This window comes from Francisella uliginis (genome assembly GCF_001895265.1).
Classification (GTDB): Bacteria; Pseudomonadota; Gammaproteobacteria; order Francisellales; family Francisellaceae; genus Francisella; species Francisella uliginis.
Map to the genome: position 1 here is coordinate 404,373 of NZ_CP016796.1, position 18,434 is coordinate 422,806.

An 18,434-nucleotide genomic window follows, 5' to 3' on the forward strand; every position below is an offset into this window, starting at 1 on the left:
TATAAAAAATCCATAATCTTATTTGTATACTTAGAATACTAAACCTTTATTTGGAAGAGTGTTATGAGTAGTAATCTAGTTGTTATAGGTGCTTCTGGTTCTATAGGTCATGCTGTAACCAAGAAATTAAGATATTTGTACCCAGATGCTAATATATATGCTTTTTCACGTACGGAAGTTGTAGACTGTGTAGAAGGGGTGGTTTACCAAAATATTAATTACTCTGATGAGTCAACAATCGAGAAAGCTGTAAAATATATTTATGAAAAGACAGGAGCTATTAACTTAGTTTTTGTAGCTACTGGTATATTGCATACACAAGATATAATGCCTGAGAAAGCTTTAAGAGAGCTATCAGCTGATAAATTTATTGAACTGTTTAAGGCAAATACAATTTTTCCAGCTTTGGTGGCAAAGCATTTCATACCGAAACTAGCCAAAGATACTAAATCTGTATTTGCAGCTATTTCTGCACGAGTTGGAAGTATCTCGGATAATCAGCTTGGTGGTTGGTATGCTTATAGAGCTTCAAAGGCTGCTTTAAATATGTTTATCAAAACGGCAAGTATTGAGGCAAAGCGTTTAAATCCAAACGCTGTAATAGTTGGGGTACATCCAGGGACTGTCAAAAGTCATTTATCAGAGCCTTTTCAAGCAAGAGTACCTCAAGGAAAGCTTTTTACACCTGAGTATTCAGCTAGTAAGTTATTTGAAGTGTTAGATGGATTGAAATCAGAAGATAGTGGTAAATGTTTTGCATGGGATGGCAAAGAGATTATTCCATAGTTAAAGTTTTGAGAGGTATTTATGAGTGATAAGAGTATAACAACCAGTGAAATTATAGAAATGGCTTGGAGTGATAAAATATCATTTGATTCAATCAAAAATATAACTGGATTATCAGAGTCACAAGTTATAAAAATCATGCGTAATAATCTTAAGCCGAATAGTTTTAGACTTTGGTGCAAACGAGTGACAGGCAGAGTTGCTAAACATAAGAAAAGGTTAAATTATACAAATGCAAGTAGTTTGGTTTAAGCGTGATTTACGCATAGATGATAATTTAGCATTAACACAGGCAGCTACAACAGGAGATATTTTGCCTGTATATATAATTGAGCCTGAGCTCTGGCAACAGCCTGATATGAGTCATAGACAATATTTGTTCTTGTCTGAGTGTTTAGAAGAGCTAGATAGTGAGCTTACAAAGTTAGGTCAGCCTTTAATTATAATGGTTGGAGAGGCTGTAGAAGTTTTTGAGCAACTAATACAGCAATACCCTATCAATAGCGTTTGGTCGCATCAAGAAACTTGGAATGATTGGACATATCAGCGTGATATTAAGCTTGAGAAGTTTTTTAAACAAAATAATATTACATGGTATCAGCCATATCAAAATGGTGTAGTTCGCTGTTTAACAGATAGAGATAAATGGGGTTTGCTATGGCACAAACGAATGAGCGAAAAGCTTATAAAAGCACCGACTAAACTTAAATTTATTTGTGAAAATCAAACTAAAATACCTACTGCTGAGAGTCTTGGTCTAGAGTATGATAATTGTTATAAAAGACAAAAAGGTGGTCGAATTCGTGCACTTAGAATCATTGATAGTTTCTTGTATCAAAGAGGTTTTGGTTATACTAAGGAGATGTCTTCTCCAGTTACTGCCTTTAAAAGTTGTTCGAGATTGTCGCCATATATTGCTTTTGGAGTTATCTCGATAAAAGAGGTGTATCAATTAGCTAATCAGCGTAAAAAAGCAATCAAAGATAGTAGTATAAAAAATAAAACAAAATGGCTAAGTGCAATGCGTTCGTTTTTATCGCGTCTGCGTTGGCATTGTCACTTTATGCAAAAACTAGAGGACCAACCAAGTATTGAATGTAAAAACCTACATCCAGCTTATGATCAACTACGCAAAGAGCTGCTAAATCAACAATATTTTGAAGCATGGAAAACAGGTAATACCGGTTTCCCGATGATAGATGCATGTATGCGAGCTTTGATTGCAACAGGATGGTTAAACTTTCGTATGCGCGCAATGCTCATGAGTTTCGCAAGCTATCATTTGTGGTTAGATTGGCGTAAGACATCATTGTATTTAGCAAGATTGTTTACTGATTATGAACCAGGGATTCATTACTCACAAGTGCAAATGCAATCGGGTACTACAGGAATAAATAGTATCCGTATTTATAATCCTATTAAGCAAAGTATCGATCAAGATCCTAAAGGTGAATTTATTAGAAGATGGATACCTGAGTTAGAAAATATAAGTAATGAGAATATCCATACACCATGGCTAGAAAAGCATAATGCGGTAGATTATCCAAATCCTATTGTTGATGAAAAGCAAGCACGGAAATTTGCCGCAGATAATATTTATAAAATTAGAAAAAATTCAAAGAATAGTCAAGAAACTAAAAATATTGTCAAAAAACATGCTAGTAGGAAAAAGCCTAGAAAAATCAAATCTAAACAACAAAAGGAAGACAATATTCAAGGAGAGCTTTTCTTATGAGGACTTTACGATTGATCCTAGGAGATCAGCTTTCACAAAGTATTTCTAGCTTGAGAGATTGTGATAAAGCCAATGATATTGTGATGATGTGTGAAGTAATGAAAGAGGCTAGTTATGTTAAGCATCATAAAAAGAAGCTTGTATATATTTTCTCAGCAATGCGTCATTTTGCACTGCAGTTACATAAATTAGACTATAAAGTTTGCTATACAAAATTGGATGATCCAAAGAATACAGATTCATTTTATAATGAAGTTCAAAAAGTTGTTGAAAAGCTTGGTATACAAAAGCTTATTGTCACAGAGCCAGGGGAATATCGTGTATTAGAAGATATTCAAAGTTGGCAAAAAGATTTCTCTATAGATGTTGAAGTACGCACAGATGATAGATTCTTAGCTACAATAGATGAGTTTGCAAAGTGGTCAAAAAACTACAAGCAAATACGCATGGAATATTTCTATCGTTATATGCGTACCAAACATAATATTTTGCTTGATAGTGATGGCAAACCAGAAGGTGGACAGTGGAATTATGATAGCCAAAATCGTAAAATGCCAAGCACTGATACTAAAGTTCCAGAACCATATAAAGTCCAAGTTGATGATATAACTAAGCGTGCAATTAAGTTAGTTGAGAAAACATTTGCTGATAATTTTGGTGATATTGAGCCATTTCATTATGCAGTTACTAGAGAAGAAGCCCTTGAGGCATTATATTCATTTGTTAAAGAAAGACTCAGTTGTTTCGGAGATTACCAGGATGCAATGCTTGAGGAACAGGCATGGATGTATCATTCGCATATTTCTATGTATATTAATAGTGGCTTACTGTTGCCTATGGAATGTATCAAAGCTGCTGAAAAAGCATATTATAATGGTAGTGCACCTTTAAATGCTGTTGAGGGCTTTATCCGTCAGATTCTTGGTTGGCGAGAGTTTGTGCGTGGAGTTTATTGGTTGAAAATGCCAGACTATCGAAATATGAACTACCTTGAGGCTACGCGTAAATTACCAAGTTTTTATTGGGATGCTGATACTCAGATGAACTGTCTACATCAGTGTATTAAAGAGACTAAACAAAATGCCTATGCCCATCATATTCAAAGACTAATGGTGCTTGGTAATTTTGCATTATTAGCTGGAATTGATCCTAAGTATGTCAATGAATGGTATCTATTAGTATATGCTGATGCTTATGAGTGGGTCGAGCTACCAAATGTATCAGGAATGGTACTTTTTGCAGATGGTGGATATTTTGCAAGTAAGCCTTATGCAGCTAGTGGGAGCTATATCAAAAAAATGTCAAATTATTGTGATAATTGTAGTTATAAAGTCAGTGAGAAAAATGGAGGTGATGCTTGTCCATTTAATTACTTATATTGGAATTTCTTAGCTAGAAATAAATCAAAGCTAGCTAATAATCCACGCTTGGCAATGATTTATAAATCTTATGAAAAGATGACTGATGAGAAGAAAAAACTAATTAGCCAAGATAGTAAAAAATTTCTTGAGGAATTAGGTATATGAAAAAGCAACATTTGCCTACAAAGATTTGCGTAGTCTGTGGCTTATCATTTACTTGGCGTAAGAAATGGAAAAAAGTATGGGATGAGGTAAAATACTGCTCTGAAAAGTGTCGGAGAACAAAAAATAAAAAGTAAATCTTAAAATATGAGAAATATTTTAATCTAGCCGAAGCTATAATTAAGTTGCTAGTTATAATATGAAAAAACAAAAATTTACTAAAAAAGTTGGATTTATTTTTTTAGCAAAACTTATTTGTATGGTAGTTTATTTTGAATCGGCAAGTTTCGCATTAATCTTATTAAGGATAATAGTTGCATCAGTTTTACTATCATCTTTAATATAAAGAGCTGATTGATTAGGGTTATCTTTTGCTGATTGAACTACTATATCAATAGAGTCTCCTGATGGAGAGACCGCTTTGATTTCAGATTTTTTCTGATCAACTGTTTGCTCTGTTGTAGTGTAATTATTTTCTTTTAATACTTCTGTAGCAGCTGAAAATACTGTTTCTCTATCTTTTGCATAAGCATTGTATGCATCAGGATTTTCCATCCACTTATATGCTAAAGCACCTACTGCAACACTGGCTAAAACTAAACCTGTTACTGCAACAGCCTCAGCCGTACATGATGTAATAGCCACAGAAGCGGCTAATAGTGTCGCAATTGTTATTAGTTTTTTCTTCATCATAATTTCACCTCATAGTGTTGTTTGTTATATGAATTAAAATAATTTCACAAATTCATTATAGCAAGCTACTATAGTTTTCCAAACTAGTTTTTATATATTGAGTATTTTAAAATATGAAAAAGTATTCTTATTGTTAACTAGTATGTAAAATAAGCTAAAGAATTAATTAAATAAAAAAATTTCATATGAAAATGAATTTTATCCAGAAATACTTTGCAATTATAGTGATAGTTGGAGTTGTTTTAGCAATCTCAATTCCATCTATATTTATACCGTTAAAGCCTTATATCACTTATCTACTAGCTGCAATTATGTTAGTTATAGGACTTCATTTGCAAGCAAAAGATTTTGCAAAAGTTGCTAGTTTAAAAGGAAAGTTATTAATAATATTATTTTTAAAATTAACTGTGACATCTATAGCAGCTTTTATAATAGGTAAGCTTTTCGGTCTAAATTTGATGGCATTAATAGGCTTAGTTATTGTTGGAGCTTGTCCAGGAGGTACAGCTTCTGGGGTGATGGCACTATTAGCTAGAGCAAATATTTCACTTACTGTTAGCTTAACTTTTTTAACAACATTGTTAGCACCAATATTTATGCCATTAATCATTTATTTTTTCTTTGCAAAAAGTATTAAGTTAGATTGGTTTGGTATGTTTGAAACTATGGCAATAATAGTTATTGTGCCGATAGTTTTAGGAATCTTGATTAGTAAGTTTGCTAAGATAAGTGATTCGACTTTAAGTAAAGTTTCTAATATTCCAATACTTTTGATTATATTGATAGTAATGGTAGTGACAGCTTTAAACAAAGATACTATTATGCTTGTACCAAGTGATATTATTCTAAGCGTTATAATACTTAGTATATTTGCTAATATTTTTGGCTATTTAATAGGAAAAGTTCTAAGTTTAGATTTTGAAAGCAGGTTAGCGTTACTTTTTGAGTTTAGTATATTAGATGTTGGCTTAGGAATTGTTATTGCTCTAGTATTTTTTGGTAATCAGGCAGCCATTGCTGCAACTTTCTATGCGATTTGGCAGAACATTATTGGGCCTATAATTGTTAACTTTATAAATATATGCCGTAAGACCAACTTTAAATCTTCTTAAAATATCTTATTGACAAAAAAGTCTAAATTAGAATATAATATCCAAAAATATCTAAATTACATACTTGTATGGATTCTAAATTTAAAGAATACTCTAATGTAGCAGAAGCTATTAGTAAGCTACTATATCCTTTTGCTGAAGTTGTTATTCATGATCTTAAAGAGAAACAAATAAAGGCTATTTTTAATCCTATATCTAAAAGGGAAGTTGGAGATTCATCGTATATGGATCATATTGGCTTAGATGTTTATGATGAGCTTCCTAAAGTAATAGGACCTTATGAAAAACTCAATTATGATGGTCGTAAGATCAAAAGTATTATTACGGTAATTGAGAATGACAAAGGTAATGTTATTGGGACACTTTGTGTAAATTTAGATATTTCTATCTTTGATAAGTATCAAGGGTTAATAAATGCATTCTTAAATAATAACGATGATAAAATGTCTGAGCAAAATCAGAGTCTATTTAAAGATACACTGTATGAGAAAATAAATAAATTTGTACAAAAATATTGTATTGAAAATAGTTTATCAGTAGATAATTTGACTCGCTTACAGAAAAAAGACTTAATCTTGGAGCTCAAAAACCAGGGTGCGCTAGATGGCAAAAATGCAAGTCAATATATAGCTAGAGCATTGGGTGTTAGTAGAGCTACTGTTTATAACTATCTCAAATAATTTTAAAAGGAAAAAATATGTTAATTATCTTAGGAGCTATAGTTGGTTTTACAGCTAGCTTTATATCTACTTTACTTGGTGGTGGTGCTGGTTTGATAGCTGTTCCAGCATTTTATTACGTTATAGTTCATGTTTATGGACCAGCTTTTGCAATGCAAATAGCTTTAACAACTTGTTTTGGGATGTCTGTATTTCTTAGCTTGATGGCTACATACAAGCATTATAGAAAAGGTAATATCAACTTGTGGGAGCTAAAATATTATTTAATATACTTAGCAGTAGGAGCTATATTAGGTGCAATAATAGCAAAATATATAAATACTGGTTTACTAAAAATAATCTTTGCATTTCTACTATTTGGTAGTGGAGTATGGATGATATTGCATAATGATAATAAGATCATAAAACTTCCTAAAGCTTCTAGATATAGTATATTTGGACTTTGTGGAATATTAAGTGTATTAGCTAGTTCATCAACATTTGCAACGATGTTCTTTGTTAAAATTGGTACCGATATTAAAAAAGCAATAGCAATTACTAGTGTATGTGTATTTATTTCAGCAGGTATTGGTACACTTATGCTTACTTTTGGCATTTCGGTAAATGTACCATCAACACTTGGTTATCTAAGTGTACCTTTGCTTTTATCTTCTGTACCATTTGCTTTGTTAGGAAGTTTTATGGCAGTTAATTATTTAGGTGTGATATCTCCTAAGTTGCTTAAGTCTTTATTTATAGTTTTGATGTTTGTTTCTGGCATAATTATGATTGCCTAAAAGTTGAAAATATAAGCTTTTACTGTATACTTATATTTCTTTGGAGAGGTGGCCGAGTGGTTGAAGGCGCACGCCTGGAAAGCGTGTATAGCTTAACAGCTATCGAGAGTTCGAATCTCTTCCTCTCCGCCATATTAATTTTTATTTTGTGAATTCTTTTTAATACAAATAGCAGATATCGCTAATACAATCCAAGCAATCATTAAACTAGTCCCACCAATTGGTGCAAGCTTTAAGATACTAGGAATATTCCATACTATAGAGATATAAATGCTAAAGCTAAAAAGTAGAGTTCCTAAGATAAATAAAAAGCTACTTAATTTAAGAGTTAAGCTTTGTGCTAAGCTCTTACTACTTAAAAGAGCTATTCCAATACCGCTAATTACGATAGCATAAGTTTGATTATAACGAACAGCAGTCATAATAAAATCAAAATGCTCTGCTGAAATCTGTGTTTTGAGTCCATGCTCTGCATATGCACCAAAAGCCACTGAAATAAAACCTAGAATAGCGCCTATTGCTAAATTCATTTTTTTCTCCTTTATTACTCATCTGTGTTACAGTATTTTATTTGCTTAAATCGGTATTTTGCAAATAAATTGTATAGAATTTTGAATATGCTATATATGACTGGTAAATTGACAAGCCTTGCTAAGATTTTCCATTTTGGTAATTGTTTCCATATCAAGATAAAAGCGTCAATACCTTTATATAAATTATTATCAATATCTTTTACATGTAGCATTCTTAGGCATTCAATTTTATCTAAATTCTCATTATTCAAAACAGAGCCATCAACTTCTGTTATATCGATCCAGGCAAAAATATCTTTAGCAGCTATTTTTTTGTAGTGATTTATTTCTTTGGAACAAATACCACATTTACCATCATAAAAAACTTTTATCATAATTTTATCTTAATAAAATTGAAGTAATACAGTAACAAAAATTATTAGTCCAACCCAATGGTTATCAGAAAAGGCTTTTATACAATTATTTATACCTAGTTTTTTGTAAATAAAATAATTTTTAATAAAAAAGAGAGCTGATATTAGAACTCCTAAATAAAAGATTATATTAAAGTGGCAATATATTCCTAAAATAAAAAGTAACACTAAAGAGATAAGGTTAAATAAAAATATATATTTGAATACTTTATCACCAAATAAAACAGCAGATGATTTTATACCTATTTCTAAATCAAACTCTCTATCAGCCAAAGCATAAACTGTATCATAAGCTATAGTCCAGCATATTGTAGATAAATAAAAAATCAAAGCTTCTAAAGGTATTTTGTTTTGTATAGCTGAGAAAGCCATAAAAATACCAAAGTTAAAAGCTAAACCTAATACTAATTGAGGTATAGCAAGGAATCTTTTGCAGAAAGGGTATAGCACCGCTAAAAATAATGCGACAAAAGATAGTAGTATTGTAAAAGTATTTAAAAAAAGTACACAAATAAAAGCAACTAGAGTAAGGATTAAACAAAGATATATAGCATTCTTTACACTAAGTTTGCCACTAGTTAATGGTCGAGTATTGGTACGAGCAACATGCTTATCAAAATCAATATCAGCAATATCATTAACAATACAGCCAACTGTACGCATAATTACAACACCAAGAGTAAAAATAACCCAGTATTTAATATTTGGTACCCCATGACTTGCTAAAACTAAAGCTGTAAGAGTTGGCCATAGAATCAAAAGTATTGGAATAGGGCGATGTAGCCTCATTAACATAAAATATGCGTTTAACTTTTCTTTATTTAGCATCATATTGTTCCGGTAAAGTTAGAAAATATTCTGTAATTAAAAATTTAAGTTTTTTATCATTCTTATATTCAAAAATAGAACTACGCGAGAATACATCTTGTTGTTGATTTTTACCAGTTTCTTCATAAAAAGCTTTAGTTGATAATTGTCGAATTATAAACTCATCCCTATTAAATTTTGATTTATCAAAAAGTAAGTTATCACCTATTGGTTTTGTACCTAAGCCATCTAGTTCTTGGATAAAATAATTATAGGTATTTCTTGGGACGATCGTTCTAGCAAAAACAAAAGTCTTATTCGAGTTAGAAAGTGTAATCTGTCTTACAAGAGCTTCTTTGGCATCTAGTAGTTTTGTCTCCAGAGGAGTTAAGTTTGTAAAATCTTGCGAAACTATATCTAGTTTTATATCACCATGAAATTTGGATAGGCTTGTAACTAAATTTTTAGCATCATTAAGCCAATATCGTTTAGATTTATCTAAGTTATTTTTATCTATTATACTCATATCTTAGAAATACCTTAAAGTTAAGGTTTCTTATTTATTTTCGATTTGTATAATTATACACTTATAACGTTATGAAATTAATAAAAGGATTCCAAAATGCGTCCAAGTGGTAGAAATAATGATCAGTTACGTAATGTAAAAGTTACACATAATTTTACAAAGCATGCTGAAGGCTCTGTTCTTATAGAATTTGGTGATACTAAAGTTCTTTGTACAGCTTCAGTAATGGCTGGTGTACCAAGATTTAAAAAAGATTCTGGAGAGGGATGGTTAACAGCTGAGTATGGTATGCTTCCACGCTCAACACATACTAGAATGGATAGAGAAGCAGCTCGCGGTAAGCAATCTGGTAGAACTCAAGAAATTCAGCGTCTGATAGGTAGAGCGTTACGTGCTAGCGTTGACTTGACTAAAATAGGTGAGAATACTATAAAAGTTGATTGTGATGTAATCCAAGCAGATGGTGGAACTCGTACAGCTTCTATAACTGGAGCGTCACTGGCAATAAAAGATGCTGTTGAGTATATGAAAGTTAAGGGGATGATAGAGGCTGATGTTAATCCTCTTCTATCACAGGTAGCAGCTATTTCTGTAGGTATCTATAATGATGAGCCAGTGCTAGATCTTGATTATGATGAAGACTCTAATGCTGAGACAGATATGAATGTTGTGATGAATTCAAATGGTGGTATGATTGAAATTCAAGGAACAGCCGAAGGCAAAGACTTCTCAGAAGAAGAGTTTGCTAAGATGCTAGGTCTTGCTAAAAAAGGTATTAATGAGATATTTGAATCAGTATTTTAAGAAATAATCTTTAGATACTTTGAATATAAGAGTTTATCTTTACCAATAAATCAAAATCTTTTGACTTTAATTCAAATAAAAAATCCTGCAAAGGTTCACTCTTTGCAAAAAGTAATCGTTGTTCTATTTGCTTGATTTGCTCTTTTAAAGTTTTCCTTTCTTGATACAGGTCTCTAAGCTCTTTACTTGTATTTTGGAAGAAATTTTGAATGTTATCTTCTTTCTTAGCTTGCAGCTTAGTTTTAAGGTTAGAGCTAATATTAGATGTTCTAGTTGTAGATAGCTTTTTTCTACCTAATGAAAGTTTCTTACGAGGTTGTTGATCTGACATTTATTTCACTTATTTTGTGTTAATTTTGTTTTAGAATCATAGTTGTGAATGAAATTTCCCAGTCATTATAATATATTTCTCAAAAAAAATGTAGATTTAACGAGTTGTAATGTTAAAAGATGTGATTTTTTTAATGTTTATATTTACTGTGACTTAACTCCAATCGATGCTAGTCTTTTTTCTATAGAAGGGTGAGTAGAGAAAAGATCTGACATATCACCACCACTAAAACCAGCACTTAATGGATCAAATATATATGATGCACGACGAAGGTTTTCATTTTTGTTATGTTTGTAGCTATATTGTGCCTCTTGAGTATGACTATCATTTGCGATTTTGATTAAAGCATTTGCCATCGGCATATTTGTACGCATTAATTCAACGGCTCCAGCATCAGCCATATATTCTCGAGTTCGACTCAAGAACAGCATCATAAATATAGTAAATATCTGTAAGACATATCTTAAGACTATAATTATGATGAAAAAAACTGCAGCATTGTTGTTGCGATTATTACTATTACGATTATTGCCTGAAAACAAAGCTGAATAGAACAAGAAATCCATAATAATTAGCATCATATTAGATAAGACCATTGTAAATAGGTTTAATTTAATATCTTGATTACGGATATGTGTTAGTTCATGTGCCATTACAGCTTGGAGCTCATCACGATTTAGAGCATTTGCAAGTTTTGTTGTGATAGCAACCATTGCGGATTTTTCAGAATACCCTGATGCAAAAGCATTCATATAGTTCGCGTCAATTAAAAATACCTTAGGCATGTAACGCATTCCGGCAGCAACTTTCATTTCTTCAACAACATTGTAGACTCTTTTTGCTAGTGGGTCTTGGCTGTCAGCGGCGACTTCACGATATTGTGTGCCTGTGAGCATGATTTTGTCATACATGTTAAAAGTTATGAAAACCCATATTATAGCAACTACTGATATTATCATAGTAGCATATGGAGGTATCTGGAAAGTTGCTAACCACATAAACACTTGACTAATTGGTAACTGCTTACCTGTATGTGAATAGTAATAATTTGCCAGTTCACTATAGCGCCAAAAAGTATCTACAAAGATTCCTAGTAAAAAAAACACAATCAAGAATGTTGCTATTACAAAATATGTGCGACGAGTATTCTTGCGAACAACATCACGCCAATTTACGGAGCCATATTGAAGATTATCAGTATTTGACATTTTATAGTTCCACTCTAGAGTCTTCTAATTGTTGTTTTTTCTCTTCTGAAATATTCCAATAAATAAACTCTTCATTTAATTTTTTGAAGAAATTAACCACAATACCAGCAAAGAAAGATTTTTTATGGGCATTATATCTTTCTATTGAATCATTAAAAGCTTGTTTGGCAAAAGCAAGCTTGTTTTCAGTAGATGTGATTTCTTCTTGTAGTTGGATTACATTTTGATTTGCTTTTAGTTCTGGGTAGTTTTCAAATTGAACATTTATACCTCTTGCTAAATCAGATATTTTATTTTCAGCAGCAATTCTTGTTTTAGTGTCTCCTTGCTCTTTTGCAATATTTGCCTTACTTCTTAGAGCTACCACTTGTTTTAAAGTTGTTTGTTCGTAGTCCATATATTTTTTTACAACATTAACTAAAGAATCAAAAACTTTAGCTCTACGATCTAGTTGCACGTCTATTTGCTTTTCTGAGTTTTTGACAGTTTCTATTTCAGCTATTAGTTTGTTATATGTCATTACTATATATACTGCAAGTATTGCAATAATAATTAGTAGAATTATTCCAAATGTCATTTTTTCTCTCCTTCTAATGAGTTATCTAAGTATAAAGATGGTATGAAATGATTATTTTTTCAAGTCTATTTTATGTTTTCTTCTATGAAGTCGCAGAAACCTTTTGTTAGAGCTGTATGATATTTTTTATTATGTAGTAATTTATATAAGTTACGTCTAAGGTCGAGATCTTGTACTTCAAGTACTTTATATATATTAGCATCTTCTGAGTTATTTGTTATTATTTCAGATAAGCATGCTAAGCAGTCACTATGAGCGACATATTGTTTTATTGCCTCTGAGCTACTTAGGGTAATCGCCTTTTTAATGTTTGACATATTATCTTCAAGAGCATTAAAAAAAATATCAAAAGTTCCAGATCCTTGTTCTCTAGTAACCCATTCATATTTTAGTAGATCTTTTATTTTTATATTTTCCTTATTACATAATGGATGTTCTGGACGGCAAATAATTTTTAAATCGTCTTTTTTCCATAATTTAGTCTCTATAGTTTGATTATTACATTCACCTTCTATAAAAGCGACATCACAGTTTAAAGATTCAACGCTATTGATAATTTTTTTAGTATTGCCAGATATTATTTCAAAATCTGTGTCTGGATGAATTTTTCTAAATGTGGCAATGTATTTAGGAAGTATATAGTTTGCTATTGTTGTACTAGCACCAATAGTTATTTTTCCTGATAAGCTAGAATCACTGTCATTGAAAGTTTCAAATTCTTGTACTTCATCTAGTATCTTTATAGCTCTTGTTAAGAGATTTTTACCGTTGGCATTTAATTTCATACGTTTACCAACACGATCAAACAAAGTTGTATTAAGCATACTTTCAAGTTGAGATAGTGACATACTTGCAGCAGCTTGGGAAATAAAACATTTTTCTGCTCCGGCACTAATTGACTCTGATCTGGCGGTATTAACAAAAACCTGAAGTTGTTTTAATGTAATTCGCATATAAACTTTAGTTAAACTTATATGCTTGAATTGTATTATAAGATTTTCTGATATGCAATATTGTAATTAGTAATTAATTGCCCAGTAATTGCTTCGATATAATATAAAATTAATATAAAATAAAATAAGTAATAGATGGAAGAGAGAAGCAAATGAGTAAAGCTAAAAAATATGAGTGGGCCATAATTGGAGCTGGTCCAGCAGGTATGGCAACACTTGGAATCTTATTGGATAACAATGTTAAAGCTAGTGATATATTATGGATCGATCCTTTTTTTAAGGTTGGAGACTTTGGCGAGAAATGGGGCGAAGTAAGTAGTAATACTACTGTAGAACTTTTTCTTAGATTCCTAAGTGATATAAAATCATTTAACTATGTTAAAAGGGATCAAGAATTTGCTTTAGATAGTTTTGATAGACAGGGTTTTACTAGATTAAATGAGGTGACTAAATCACTACAGTGGGTTACAAATGATCTTTTAGGTAGAGTAGATCATAATCAAGATATGATTAGCGATTTAAAAGTATTTAATGGAGTTTGGAATATTGGTGGTGAAAGTGATGATTATATCGCAAAAAAAGTTATTTTAGCTACGGGAGCTTTGCCTAAATCATTAAATATTCATAACTTTGAAGTGACAAAAGAAATTGACTTATCGATAGCACTTACACCTAGTAAACTAAAACAAGAGCTTGAATCTGATGATAAGGTAGCAGTTTTTGGATCTTCTCATTCTGCTATGATAATTATTAGAAATCTGTTAGAGGCAGGGGTTAATGATGTTGCTAACTTTTATTTAGAGCCATTAAAGTATGCTGTTAATATGGGGGATTATACTCTTTATGATAACTCTGGTTTAAAGGGAGAGACTGCCAAGTGGGTTAGAAAAAATGTTTCTCAAAATTTAGATAATAGAATTAAAAGGTACTCATCTACACAAGAGCATATTAACAATCATCTACATAAATATAATAAAGTTATTTATGCTACAGGATTTCAACAAAGAGTCCCAAGTGCAGAAGGTGTTGATGTAAGACAATATGATCCGACAACTGGGATTATAGCGCCAGGGCTCTTTGGTGTTGGTATTGGCTTCCCTCAAAAAGTTACAGATCCTAATGGTAATGTTGAGTTAAATGTTGGACTATTTAAGTTTATGAAAGACATCAATAGAATGTTACCTTTATGGATGAGATATGATATCTAAATTATTTTAATAATCTTAGTGCATTTATTATGACAATAAATGTCGTTCCTATATCTGCGGCAATTGCCATCCATAAAGTTGCTAAGTCTGCCATAGCTAGTGATATAAATATAGCTTTGATTGCTATAGCAAAAGTTACATTCTGTTTTATTATATTCAGTGTTCTTTTAGAATGCCTAATCAGCCATGGTAACTTACCAATATCATCAGACATTAGAGCAATATCAGCAGTTTCTATAGCGATATCATTGCCAATAGCTCCCATAGCAATGCCTAGATTTGATCTAGCAAGAGCAGGGGCATCATTAATACCATCACCAACCATAGCAACATTTTTATATTTTTTAACAAGCTCTTCAACTTTAGTAACTTTATCTTCTGGTAGAAGCTCGGCATAGAACTCATCAATACCAGCTTGTTTAGCAATAGCTTTTGCAGTACCAATATTATCACCTGTAAGCATTACATTTTGGCTAATTCCAGATTCTTTTAGCTGTTTTAAAGCCTCGCTAATACTATCTTTTATACTATCTTGTATTCCAATAGCTCCGATTATCTGCTTATTGTTGCCAACAAATATTAATGTAAAACCATTATCTCCAAGTTTTGTTGTTTGCTCATGTAATGATGTATTATTACAAAGTTGTTTTTCATGGGCAAAAGCATGGCTTCCTAACCAATAAGGCGAGTCTTTTATTTGTCCCGTTATACCTTTACCACCAATAACCTTAGTATTTATAGTTTCTTCAATTTGTATATTATTTTGATTAGCATAATCAATAATCGCTTTAGAAATAGGGTGATCAACAGCTTTTTCTAAGCTAGCAGCTATAGTTATTAATTGTTCTTCAGAAAAGTTATCACTGGTGATAATTTGTTTTACTATAGGTTGGCCTTTGGTTAAGGTTCCTGTTTTATCAAATGCAATAGCTTTAAGCTTTGTAGGAATCTCAATAAAATTACCACCTTTTATTAAAATACCATTTCGTGCAGCTCTTGCTAGGCTAGAAACTATTGATATTGGAGTTGATATAACTAGCGCACAAGGACAAGCTATTACAAGGATAACTAAAGCTTGGTATATCCATTTAACCCATGATTGAGCTAAAAGTAGTGGAGGGACTATAGCAATAAATATAGCTAGCACTATCATGCAAGGAGTATAAATTCTAGCAAACTTATCAACCCATTTTTCCGATGATGAACGCTTTGATTGAGCATGTTCTACAGCTTGAATAATTTTTGCTATAGATGAGTTGCTTGCTGTTTTAGTAGTTTTAATTTCAATAGCTGAATTGCCATTTATACTACCAGCAAAGACTTCATCACCAACTTGTTTTTCTACAGGGATTGACTCTCCAGTAATAGGAGCTTGGTTTATGAAACTATCACCTTTTATAATAACTCCATCAAGGGCAATTTTTTGCCCAGGTTTAATAAGTAGTCTTTTACCTACATTAATTTCTGCTAAAGGTTTTTCTTCAAATTCTTTATCGTGACAGCAGTAGACTAAAGCCGTATCTGGAGTAAGATCCATAAGTTTAGCTATTGCTGAACGAGCATTACCAACACTCCATGATTCTAATACCAGAGAAAGTGAAAATAAGAAACTCACAACAGCCGCTTCAAAAAGTTGTCCAATAGCCGCAGCACAAACTATAGCAATTACCATAAGTAAGTTCATGTCAGCATCGAGGCGTTTTAAAGAAGATAGGGCTTTGGGAAAAACAAACCAACTTCCAAATAATATAGCTAATATATAACCAAGCTGTGATATTAAAATTAATGTTGTATTCGAACCATTATCATTATCTATAAATGCATTTATAAAGCCATGATCAAAAGCATGAAGTAGATATGCAATAATAATCAAAGCTCCACTAAATAATGTTGTAATTAAGCGAAGATGTTTGTTTATAAAGCTAGGATTTTGGCTATTTGAAATATAATCTTCCCATATTACAGCATTTAATCCAGACTTTTTAATTGCAGAAATAATTTCTTTTGCAGAAATATTTTGTTGATTTATTAGAAGTTTTCCATTGAGTAAATCAAACTGCATATTATCTTCTGAGACTTTTCTACCTAGAGCTTTTTTTATGATATTTACTTCTTCGACACAATCTAAACCGTATACCTTAAATTCTAAGTTTTGATTACTTTTATTCATTTTAAGTTCTCCTTTGCATGTATCTCAGGAAGATGTTCGAGTTTCTCTTTAATCATCTGTTTAATTAATTTCTGATCACTTTGGATGGTACTATCATCACCAAGCATTTGAAAAAGCCAGGTTAATTGTTCTTTATAGATAGAGTTAAAATAGAAATAATGAAATCGGCCTTGTTTACGTTTATGGATAAAGCCATTACGTCTGAGAATATCTAGATGCTTTGATATAGTAGAGTTAGCGAGCTTGAATATATGTGCTAAATGACAAAGGCACAACTCATGTTGGTATATTACCATTAAAATTCGTATTCTTGTTTCATCACTTAAAGCTTTTTGAAAGTCAACAATGTCTGGAAGTTTCATTCTTACAACTATATTTCGCTAAATAACGAAATAATATATTTAAAAATATTGATTTTCAACTGTTATAGCAATTTTTTTAATAAACTTCTTTTAATATTGCTTAAATTCTAAGCCTATCCTGAGATAAGTTAAATGACTGGTTAGAAGAATTATTACTATAGATTAAAACATAACAAGTGTTTACACTTCAATAACTATAGAATATAGTAGAAATAAAGTAGTCATATGGTTTTAGTTATGCAAAAAAATATACTTGTTTTAGGAGCAGGGGCATGGGGTACAGCACTAGCTTTACAGCTGGCTTACAAAGGACATAATGTCAAAATTAGTTCTTGGAGAAAAGAGCATAATCAACAAATGTTAGAAGATAATAATAATTTAGCTTACCTTCCAAGTATAGAAAAGTTTCCAGATACATTAAAAGCTATTCAAGATTGGAAAACTCATATTAGAGGCTTCGATGATATCTTGGTAGCAACTCCAAGCTCAGGATTTAAAAATATTATTTTAGAAATTAAAGAGGTTATAAAACCTCATCAGAATATCATTAGCGCAACGAAAGGATTTTGTCATGATACTTATGCATTATTAAGTGAAATTGTCGAGAGTATCTTGCCAGATGTAAGTTTTGCATTATTAACAGGTCCTAGCTTTGCTAAAGAAGTCGCAAATAAATTACCAACTGCGGTAGTAATCGCATCTAAAGATATTGATTATGCTAAATATGCACAGCAATTATTTAGCAATGAAAATTTTAGATGTTATACAACTACAGATATTATAGGTGCTCAAGTCGGTGGCGCTGTTAAGAATGTTCTTGCAATAGTAGCTGGTGCAGCTGATGGTATGAAGTTTGGTGTAAATGCACATGCAGCTTTAATTACCCGTGGTCTTGCAGAGATTAAAAAATTAGGGCTTAAACTAGGAGCAAGCTCAGAAACATTTATGGGGCTTAGTTGTCTAGGTGATTTACTTTTGACTTGTTCTGATAACCAATCACGCAATCGTAGGTTTGGGCTTTATCTTGGCCAAGGTATGAGTATTGAAGAATCATTGAAAAAGGTTAATAATGTTGTCGAGGGTTACTCAACAGCAAAAGCGGTTTATAAGCTTGCTAAAAAGTACGATGTAGATATGCCTTTAGTCTTCGCAGCTTATAAGGTTTTATATGAGTCTGTTGAACCCAAGAATATAGTTAAAGAGTTAATGACTCGTCAACTAAAAAATGAAAACTAAG

The 18,434-nt window shown here is 31.7% G+C and carries 22 protein-coding genes and 1 tRNA gene; 12 read left to right on the plus strand and 11 right to left on the minus strand.

Annotated elements, in window-relative coordinates:
* The first annotated feature begins 63 nt into the window (after positions 1-63).
* Genes F7310_RS02055 through F7310_RS02075 form a run of 5 tightly spaced genes read left to right on the plus strand, consistent with a single transcriptional unit; the run spans position 64 to position 4,181 of the window.
* Entirely contained in the window at positions 64-786 is a 723-nt protein-coding gene (locus tag F7310_RS02055; RefSeq protein WP_072711402.1) for an SDR family NAD(P)-dependent oxidoreductase, read from the plus strand.
* Between the two features lie 21 nt (positions 787-807).
* Positions 808-1,038: a TIGR03643 family protein gene (locus F7310_RS02060; RefSeq protein WP_072711403.1), complete on the plus strand. Its 231-nt coding sequence runs from the start codon at positions 808-810 to the stop codon at positions 1,036-1,038.
* Positions 1,019-2,521: an FAD-binding domain-containing protein gene (locus tag F7310_RS02065; RefSeq protein WP_072711404.1), complete on the plus strand. Its 1,503-nt coding sequence runs from the start codon at positions 1,019-1,021 to the stop codon at positions 2,519-2,521. The genes F7310_RS02060 and F7310_RS02065 overlap by 20 nt, the downstream gene beginning before the upstream one ends.
* Positions 2,518-4,047, plus strand: coding sequence for a cryptochrome/photolyase family protein (locus F7310_RS02070; protein ID WP_072711405.1), 1,530 nt, complete (start codon positions 2,518-2,520; stop codon positions 4,045-4,047). Before F7310_RS02065 ends, F7310_RS02070 begins: the two co-directional genes overlap by 4 nt.
* The gene (locus tag F7310_RS02075; protein WP_072711406.1) at positions 4,044-4,181 is read left to right on the plus strand and encodes a DUF2256 domain-containing protein; all 138 of its coding nucleotides are present in this window, start codon (positions 4,044-4,046) and stop codon (positions 4,179-4,181) included. The genes F7310_RS02070 and F7310_RS02075 overlap by 4 nt, the downstream gene beginning before the upstream one ends.
* A 130-nt stretch (positions 4,182-4,311) precedes the next feature.
* Here the strand turns inward: F7310_RS02075 and F7310_RS02080 are convergent, their stop codons facing one another.
* Positions 4,312-4,737 (minus strand): DUF3568 family protein, encoded by a 426-nt coding sequence (locus F7310_RS02080; protein WP_084645169.1) that lies wholly within the window; start codon positions 4,735-4,737, stop codon positions 4,312-4,314.
* 191 nt (positions 4,738-4,928) lie between these two features.
* On the opposite strand from F7310_RS02080, the gene F7310_RS02085 reads away from it, so the two are divergent.
* From F7310_RS02085 to F7310_RS02100, 4 genes are all read left to right on the plus strand, one after another.
* On the plus strand, positions 4,929-5,849 hold the full coding sequence (locus F7310_RS02085; RefSeq protein ID WP_072711408.1) for a bile acid:sodium symporter family protein: 921 nt from the start codon (positions 4,929-4,931) through the stop codon (positions 5,847-5,849).
* 68 nt (positions 5,850-5,917) lie between these two features.
* Positions 5,918-6,529 carry a helix-turn-helix transcriptional regulator gene (locus F7310_RS02090; RefSeq protein ID WP_072711409.1) on the plus strand — a complete coding sequence of 204 codons (612 nt, stop codon included), beginning with the start codon at positions 5,918-5,920 and terminating at the stop codon, positions 6,527-6,529.
* Positions 6,530-6,546: 17 nt separating this feature from the next.
* Positions 6,547-7,305, plus strand: coding sequence for a sulfite exporter TauE/SafE family protein (locus tag F7310_RS02095; RefSeq protein ID WP_072711410.1), 759 nt, complete (start codon positions 6,547-6,549; stop codon positions 7,303-7,305).
* Between the two features lie 42 nt (positions 7,306-7,347).
* Positions 7,348-7,437 (plus strand) — tRNA-Ser (locus F7310_RS02100).
* Between the two features lie 2 nt (positions 7,438-7,439).
* On the opposite strand, the gene F7310_RS02105 is transcribed toward F7310_RS02100, so the two are convergent.
* The 4 genes from F7310_RS02105 to F7310_RS02120 are packed head-to-tail and all read right to left on the minus strand — an operon-like array spanning position 7,440 to position 9,584.
* Complete coding sequence (locus F7310_RS02105) at positions 7,440-7,835, minus strand: DUF423 domain-containing protein (protein WP_072711411.1); 396 nt, start codon at positions 7,833-7,835, stop codon at positions 7,440-7,442.
* Between the two features lie 14 nt (positions 7,836-7,849).
* A complete protein-coding gene (locus F7310_RS02110; RefSeq protein ID WP_072711412.1) occupies positions 7,850-8,212 on the minus strand; it encodes a thiol-disulfide oxidoreductase DCC family protein in 363 nt (120 codons plus the stop codon).
* 9 nt (positions 8,213-8,221) lie between these two features.
* Entirely contained in the window at positions 8,222-9,079 is an 858-nt protein-coding gene (ubiA, locus tag F7310_RS02115) for a 4-hydroxybenzoate octaprenyltransferase (RefSeq protein ID WP_072713516.1), read from the minus strand.
* Positions 9,069-9,584, minus strand: a complete 516-nt coding sequence (locus F7310_RS02120) for a chorismate--pyruvate lyase family protein (protein ID WP_072711413.1) — start codon at positions 9,582-9,584, stop codon at positions 9,069-9,071. Before F7310_RS02120 ends, ubiA begins: the two co-directional genes overlap by 11 nt.
* A 96-nt stretch (positions 9,585-9,680) precedes the next feature.
* On the opposite strand from F7310_RS02120, the gene rph reads away from it, so the two are divergent.
* Positions 9,681-10,388 (plus strand): ribonuclease PH, encoded by a 708-nt coding sequence (rph, locus tag F7310_RS02125; RefSeq protein WP_072711414.1) that lies wholly within the window; start codon positions 9,681-9,683, stop codon positions 10,386-10,388.
* 10 nt (positions 10,389-10,398) lie between these two features.
* Here the strand turns inward: rph and F7310_RS02130 are convergent, their stop codons facing one another.
* The 4 genes from F7310_RS02130 to F7310_RS02145 form a co-directional block, all read right to left on the minus strand.
* Positions 10,399-10,719, minus strand: coding sequence for a hypothetical protein (locus F7310_RS02130; RefSeq protein ID WP_072711415.1), 321 nt, complete (start codon positions 10,717-10,719; stop codon positions 10,399-10,401).
* Between the two features lie 143 nt (positions 10,720-10,862).
* Positions 10,863-11,927 (minus strand): zinc metalloprotease HtpX, encoded by a 1,065-nt coding sequence (gene htpX / locus F7310_RS02135; protein ID WP_072711416.1) that lies wholly within the window; start codon positions 11,925-11,927, stop codon positions 10,863-10,865.
* A 1-nt stretch (position 11,928) separates the two neighbouring features.
* Positions 11,929-12,504: a LemA family protein gene (locus F7310_RS02140; RefSeq protein ID WP_072711417.1), complete on the minus strand. Its 576-nt coding sequence runs from the start codon at positions 12,502-12,504 to the stop codon at positions 11,929-11,931.
* 65 nt (positions 12,505-12,569) lie between these two features.
* Entirely contained in the window at positions 12,570-13,457 is an 888-nt protein-coding gene (locus F7310_RS02145) for a LysR substrate-binding domain-containing protein (protein WP_072711418.1), read from the minus strand.
* A 152-nt stretch (positions 13,458-13,609) separates the two neighbouring features.
* Between F7310_RS02145 and F7310_RS02150 the strand changes: the two genes are divergently transcribed.
* Complete coding sequence (locus tag F7310_RS02150) at positions 13,610-14,665, plus strand: FAD-dependent oxidoreductase (protein ID WP_072711419.1); 1,056 nt, start codon at positions 13,610-13,612, stop codon at positions 14,663-14,665.
* A 1-nt stretch (position 14,666) separates the two neighbouring features.
* Here F7310_RS02150 and F7310_RS02155 read toward each other — a convergent pair whose 3' ends face one another.
* Together F7310_RS02155 and F7310_RS02160 are read right to left on the minus strand one after the other, a co-directional pair.
* Positions 14,667-16,835 carry a heavy metal translocating P-type ATPase gene (locus F7310_RS02155; RefSeq protein ID WP_072711420.1) on the minus strand — a complete coding sequence of 723 codons (2,169 nt, stop codon included), beginning with the start codon at positions 16,833-16,835 and terminating at the stop codon, positions 14,667-14,669.
* Positions 16,832-17,197, minus strand: a complete 366-nt coding sequence (locus tag F7310_RS02160) for an ArsR/SmtB family transcription factor (RefSeq protein WP_072711421.1) — start codon at positions 17,195-17,197, stop codon at positions 16,832-16,834. The genes F7310_RS02155 and F7310_RS02160 overlap by 4 nt, the downstream gene beginning before the upstream one ends.
* A 237-nt stretch (positions 17,198-17,434) precedes the next feature.
* On the opposite strand from F7310_RS02160, the gene F7310_RS02165 reads away from it, so the two are divergent.
* Entirely contained in the window at positions 17,435-18,433 is a 999-nt protein-coding gene (locus F7310_RS02165; protein ID WP_072713517.1) for an NAD(P)H-dependent glycerol-3-phosphate dehydrogenase, read from the plus strand.
* Position 18,434 lies beyond the last annotated feature (1 nt).

Bases quoted from the DNA above. Each gene is read 5' to 3' on its own strand.
- F7310_RS02080 (WP_084645169.1), bottom strand. From the start codon at position 4,737: ATGATGAAGAAAAAACTAATAACAATTGCGACACTATTAGCCGCTTCT.
- F7310_RS02155 (WP_072711420.1), bottom strand. From the start codon at position 16,835: ATGAATAAAAGTAATCAAAACTTAGAATTTAAGGTATACGGTTTAGAT.
- ubiA (WP_072713516.1), bottom strand. From the start codon at position 9,079: ATGCTAAATAAAGAAAAGTTAAACGCATATTTTATGTTAATGAGGCTA.
- F7310_RS02095 (WP_072711410.1), top strand. From the start codon at position 6,547: ATGTTAATTATCTTAGGAGCTATAGTTGGTTTTACAGCTAGCTTTATA.
- F7310_RS02120 (WP_072711413.1), bottom strand. From the start codon at position 9,584: ATGAGTATAATAGATAAAAATAACTTAGATAAATCTAAACGATATTGG.
- F7310_RS02160 (WP_072711421.1), bottom strand. From the start codon at position 17,197: ATGAAACTTCCAGACATTGTTGACTTTCAAAAAGCTTTAAGTGATGAA.
- F7310_RS02145 (WP_072711418.1), bottom strand. From the start codon at position 13,457: ATGCGAATTACATTAAAACAACTTCAGGTTTTTGTTAATACCGCCAGA.
- F7310_RS02105 (WP_072711411.1), bottom strand. From the start codon at position 7,835: ATGAATTTAGCAATAGGCGCTATTCTAGGTTTTATTTCAGTGGCTTTT.
- F7310_RS02140 (WP_072711417.1), bottom strand. From the start codon at position 12,504: ATGACATTTGGAATAATTCTACTAATTATTATTGCAATACTTGCAGTA.
- F7310_RS02110 (WP_072711412.1), bottom strand. From the start codon at position 8,212: ATGATAAAAGTTTTTTATGATGGTAAATGTGGTATTTGTTCCAAAGAA.
- F7310_RS02055 (WP_072711402.1), top strand. From the start codon at position 64: ATGAGTAGTAATCTAGTTGTTATAGGTGCTTCTGGTTCTATAGGTCAT.
- F7310_RS02070 (WP_072711405.1), top strand. From the start codon at position 2,518: ATGAGGACTTTACGATTGATCCTAGGAGATCAGCTTTCACAAAGTATT.
- F7310_RS02060 (WP_072711403.1), top strand. From the start codon at position 808: ATGAGTGATAAGAGTATAACAACCAGTGAAATTATAGAAATGGCTTGG.
- F7310_RS02075 (WP_072711406.1), top strand. From the start codon at position 4,044: ATGAAAAAGCAACATTTGCCTACAAAGATTTGCGTAGTCTGTGGCTTA.
- htpX (WP_072711416.1), bottom strand. From the start codon at position 11,927: ATGTCAAATACTGATAATCTTCAATATGGCTCCGTAAATTGGCGTGAT.
- rph (WP_072711414.1), top strand. From the start codon at position 9,681: ATGCGTCCAAGTGGTAGAAATAATGATCAGTTACGTAATGTAAAAGTT.
- F7310_RS02165 (WP_072713517.1), top strand. From the start codon at position 17,435: ATGCAAAAAAATATACTTGTTTTAGGAGCAGGGGCATGGGGTACAGCA.
- F7310_RS02085 (WP_072711408.1), top strand. From the start codon at position 4,929: ATGAATTTTATCCAGAAATACTTTGCAATTATAGTGATAGTTGGAGTT.
- F7310_RS02090 (WP_072711409.1), top strand. From the start codon at position 5,918: ATGGATTCTAAATTTAAAGAATACTCTAATGTAGCAGAAGCTATTAGT.
- F7310_RS02130 (WP_072711415.1), bottom strand. From the start codon at position 10,719: ATGTCAGATCAACAACCTCGTAAGAAACTTTCATTAGGTAGAAAAAAG.
- F7310_RS02065 (WP_072711404.1), top strand. From the start codon at position 1,019: ATGCAAGTAGTTTGGTTTAAGCGTGATTTACGCATAGATGATAATTTA.
- F7310_RS02150 (WP_072711419.1), top strand. From the start codon at position 13,610: ATGAGTAAAGCTAAAAAATATGAGTGGGCCATAATTGGAGCTGGTCCA.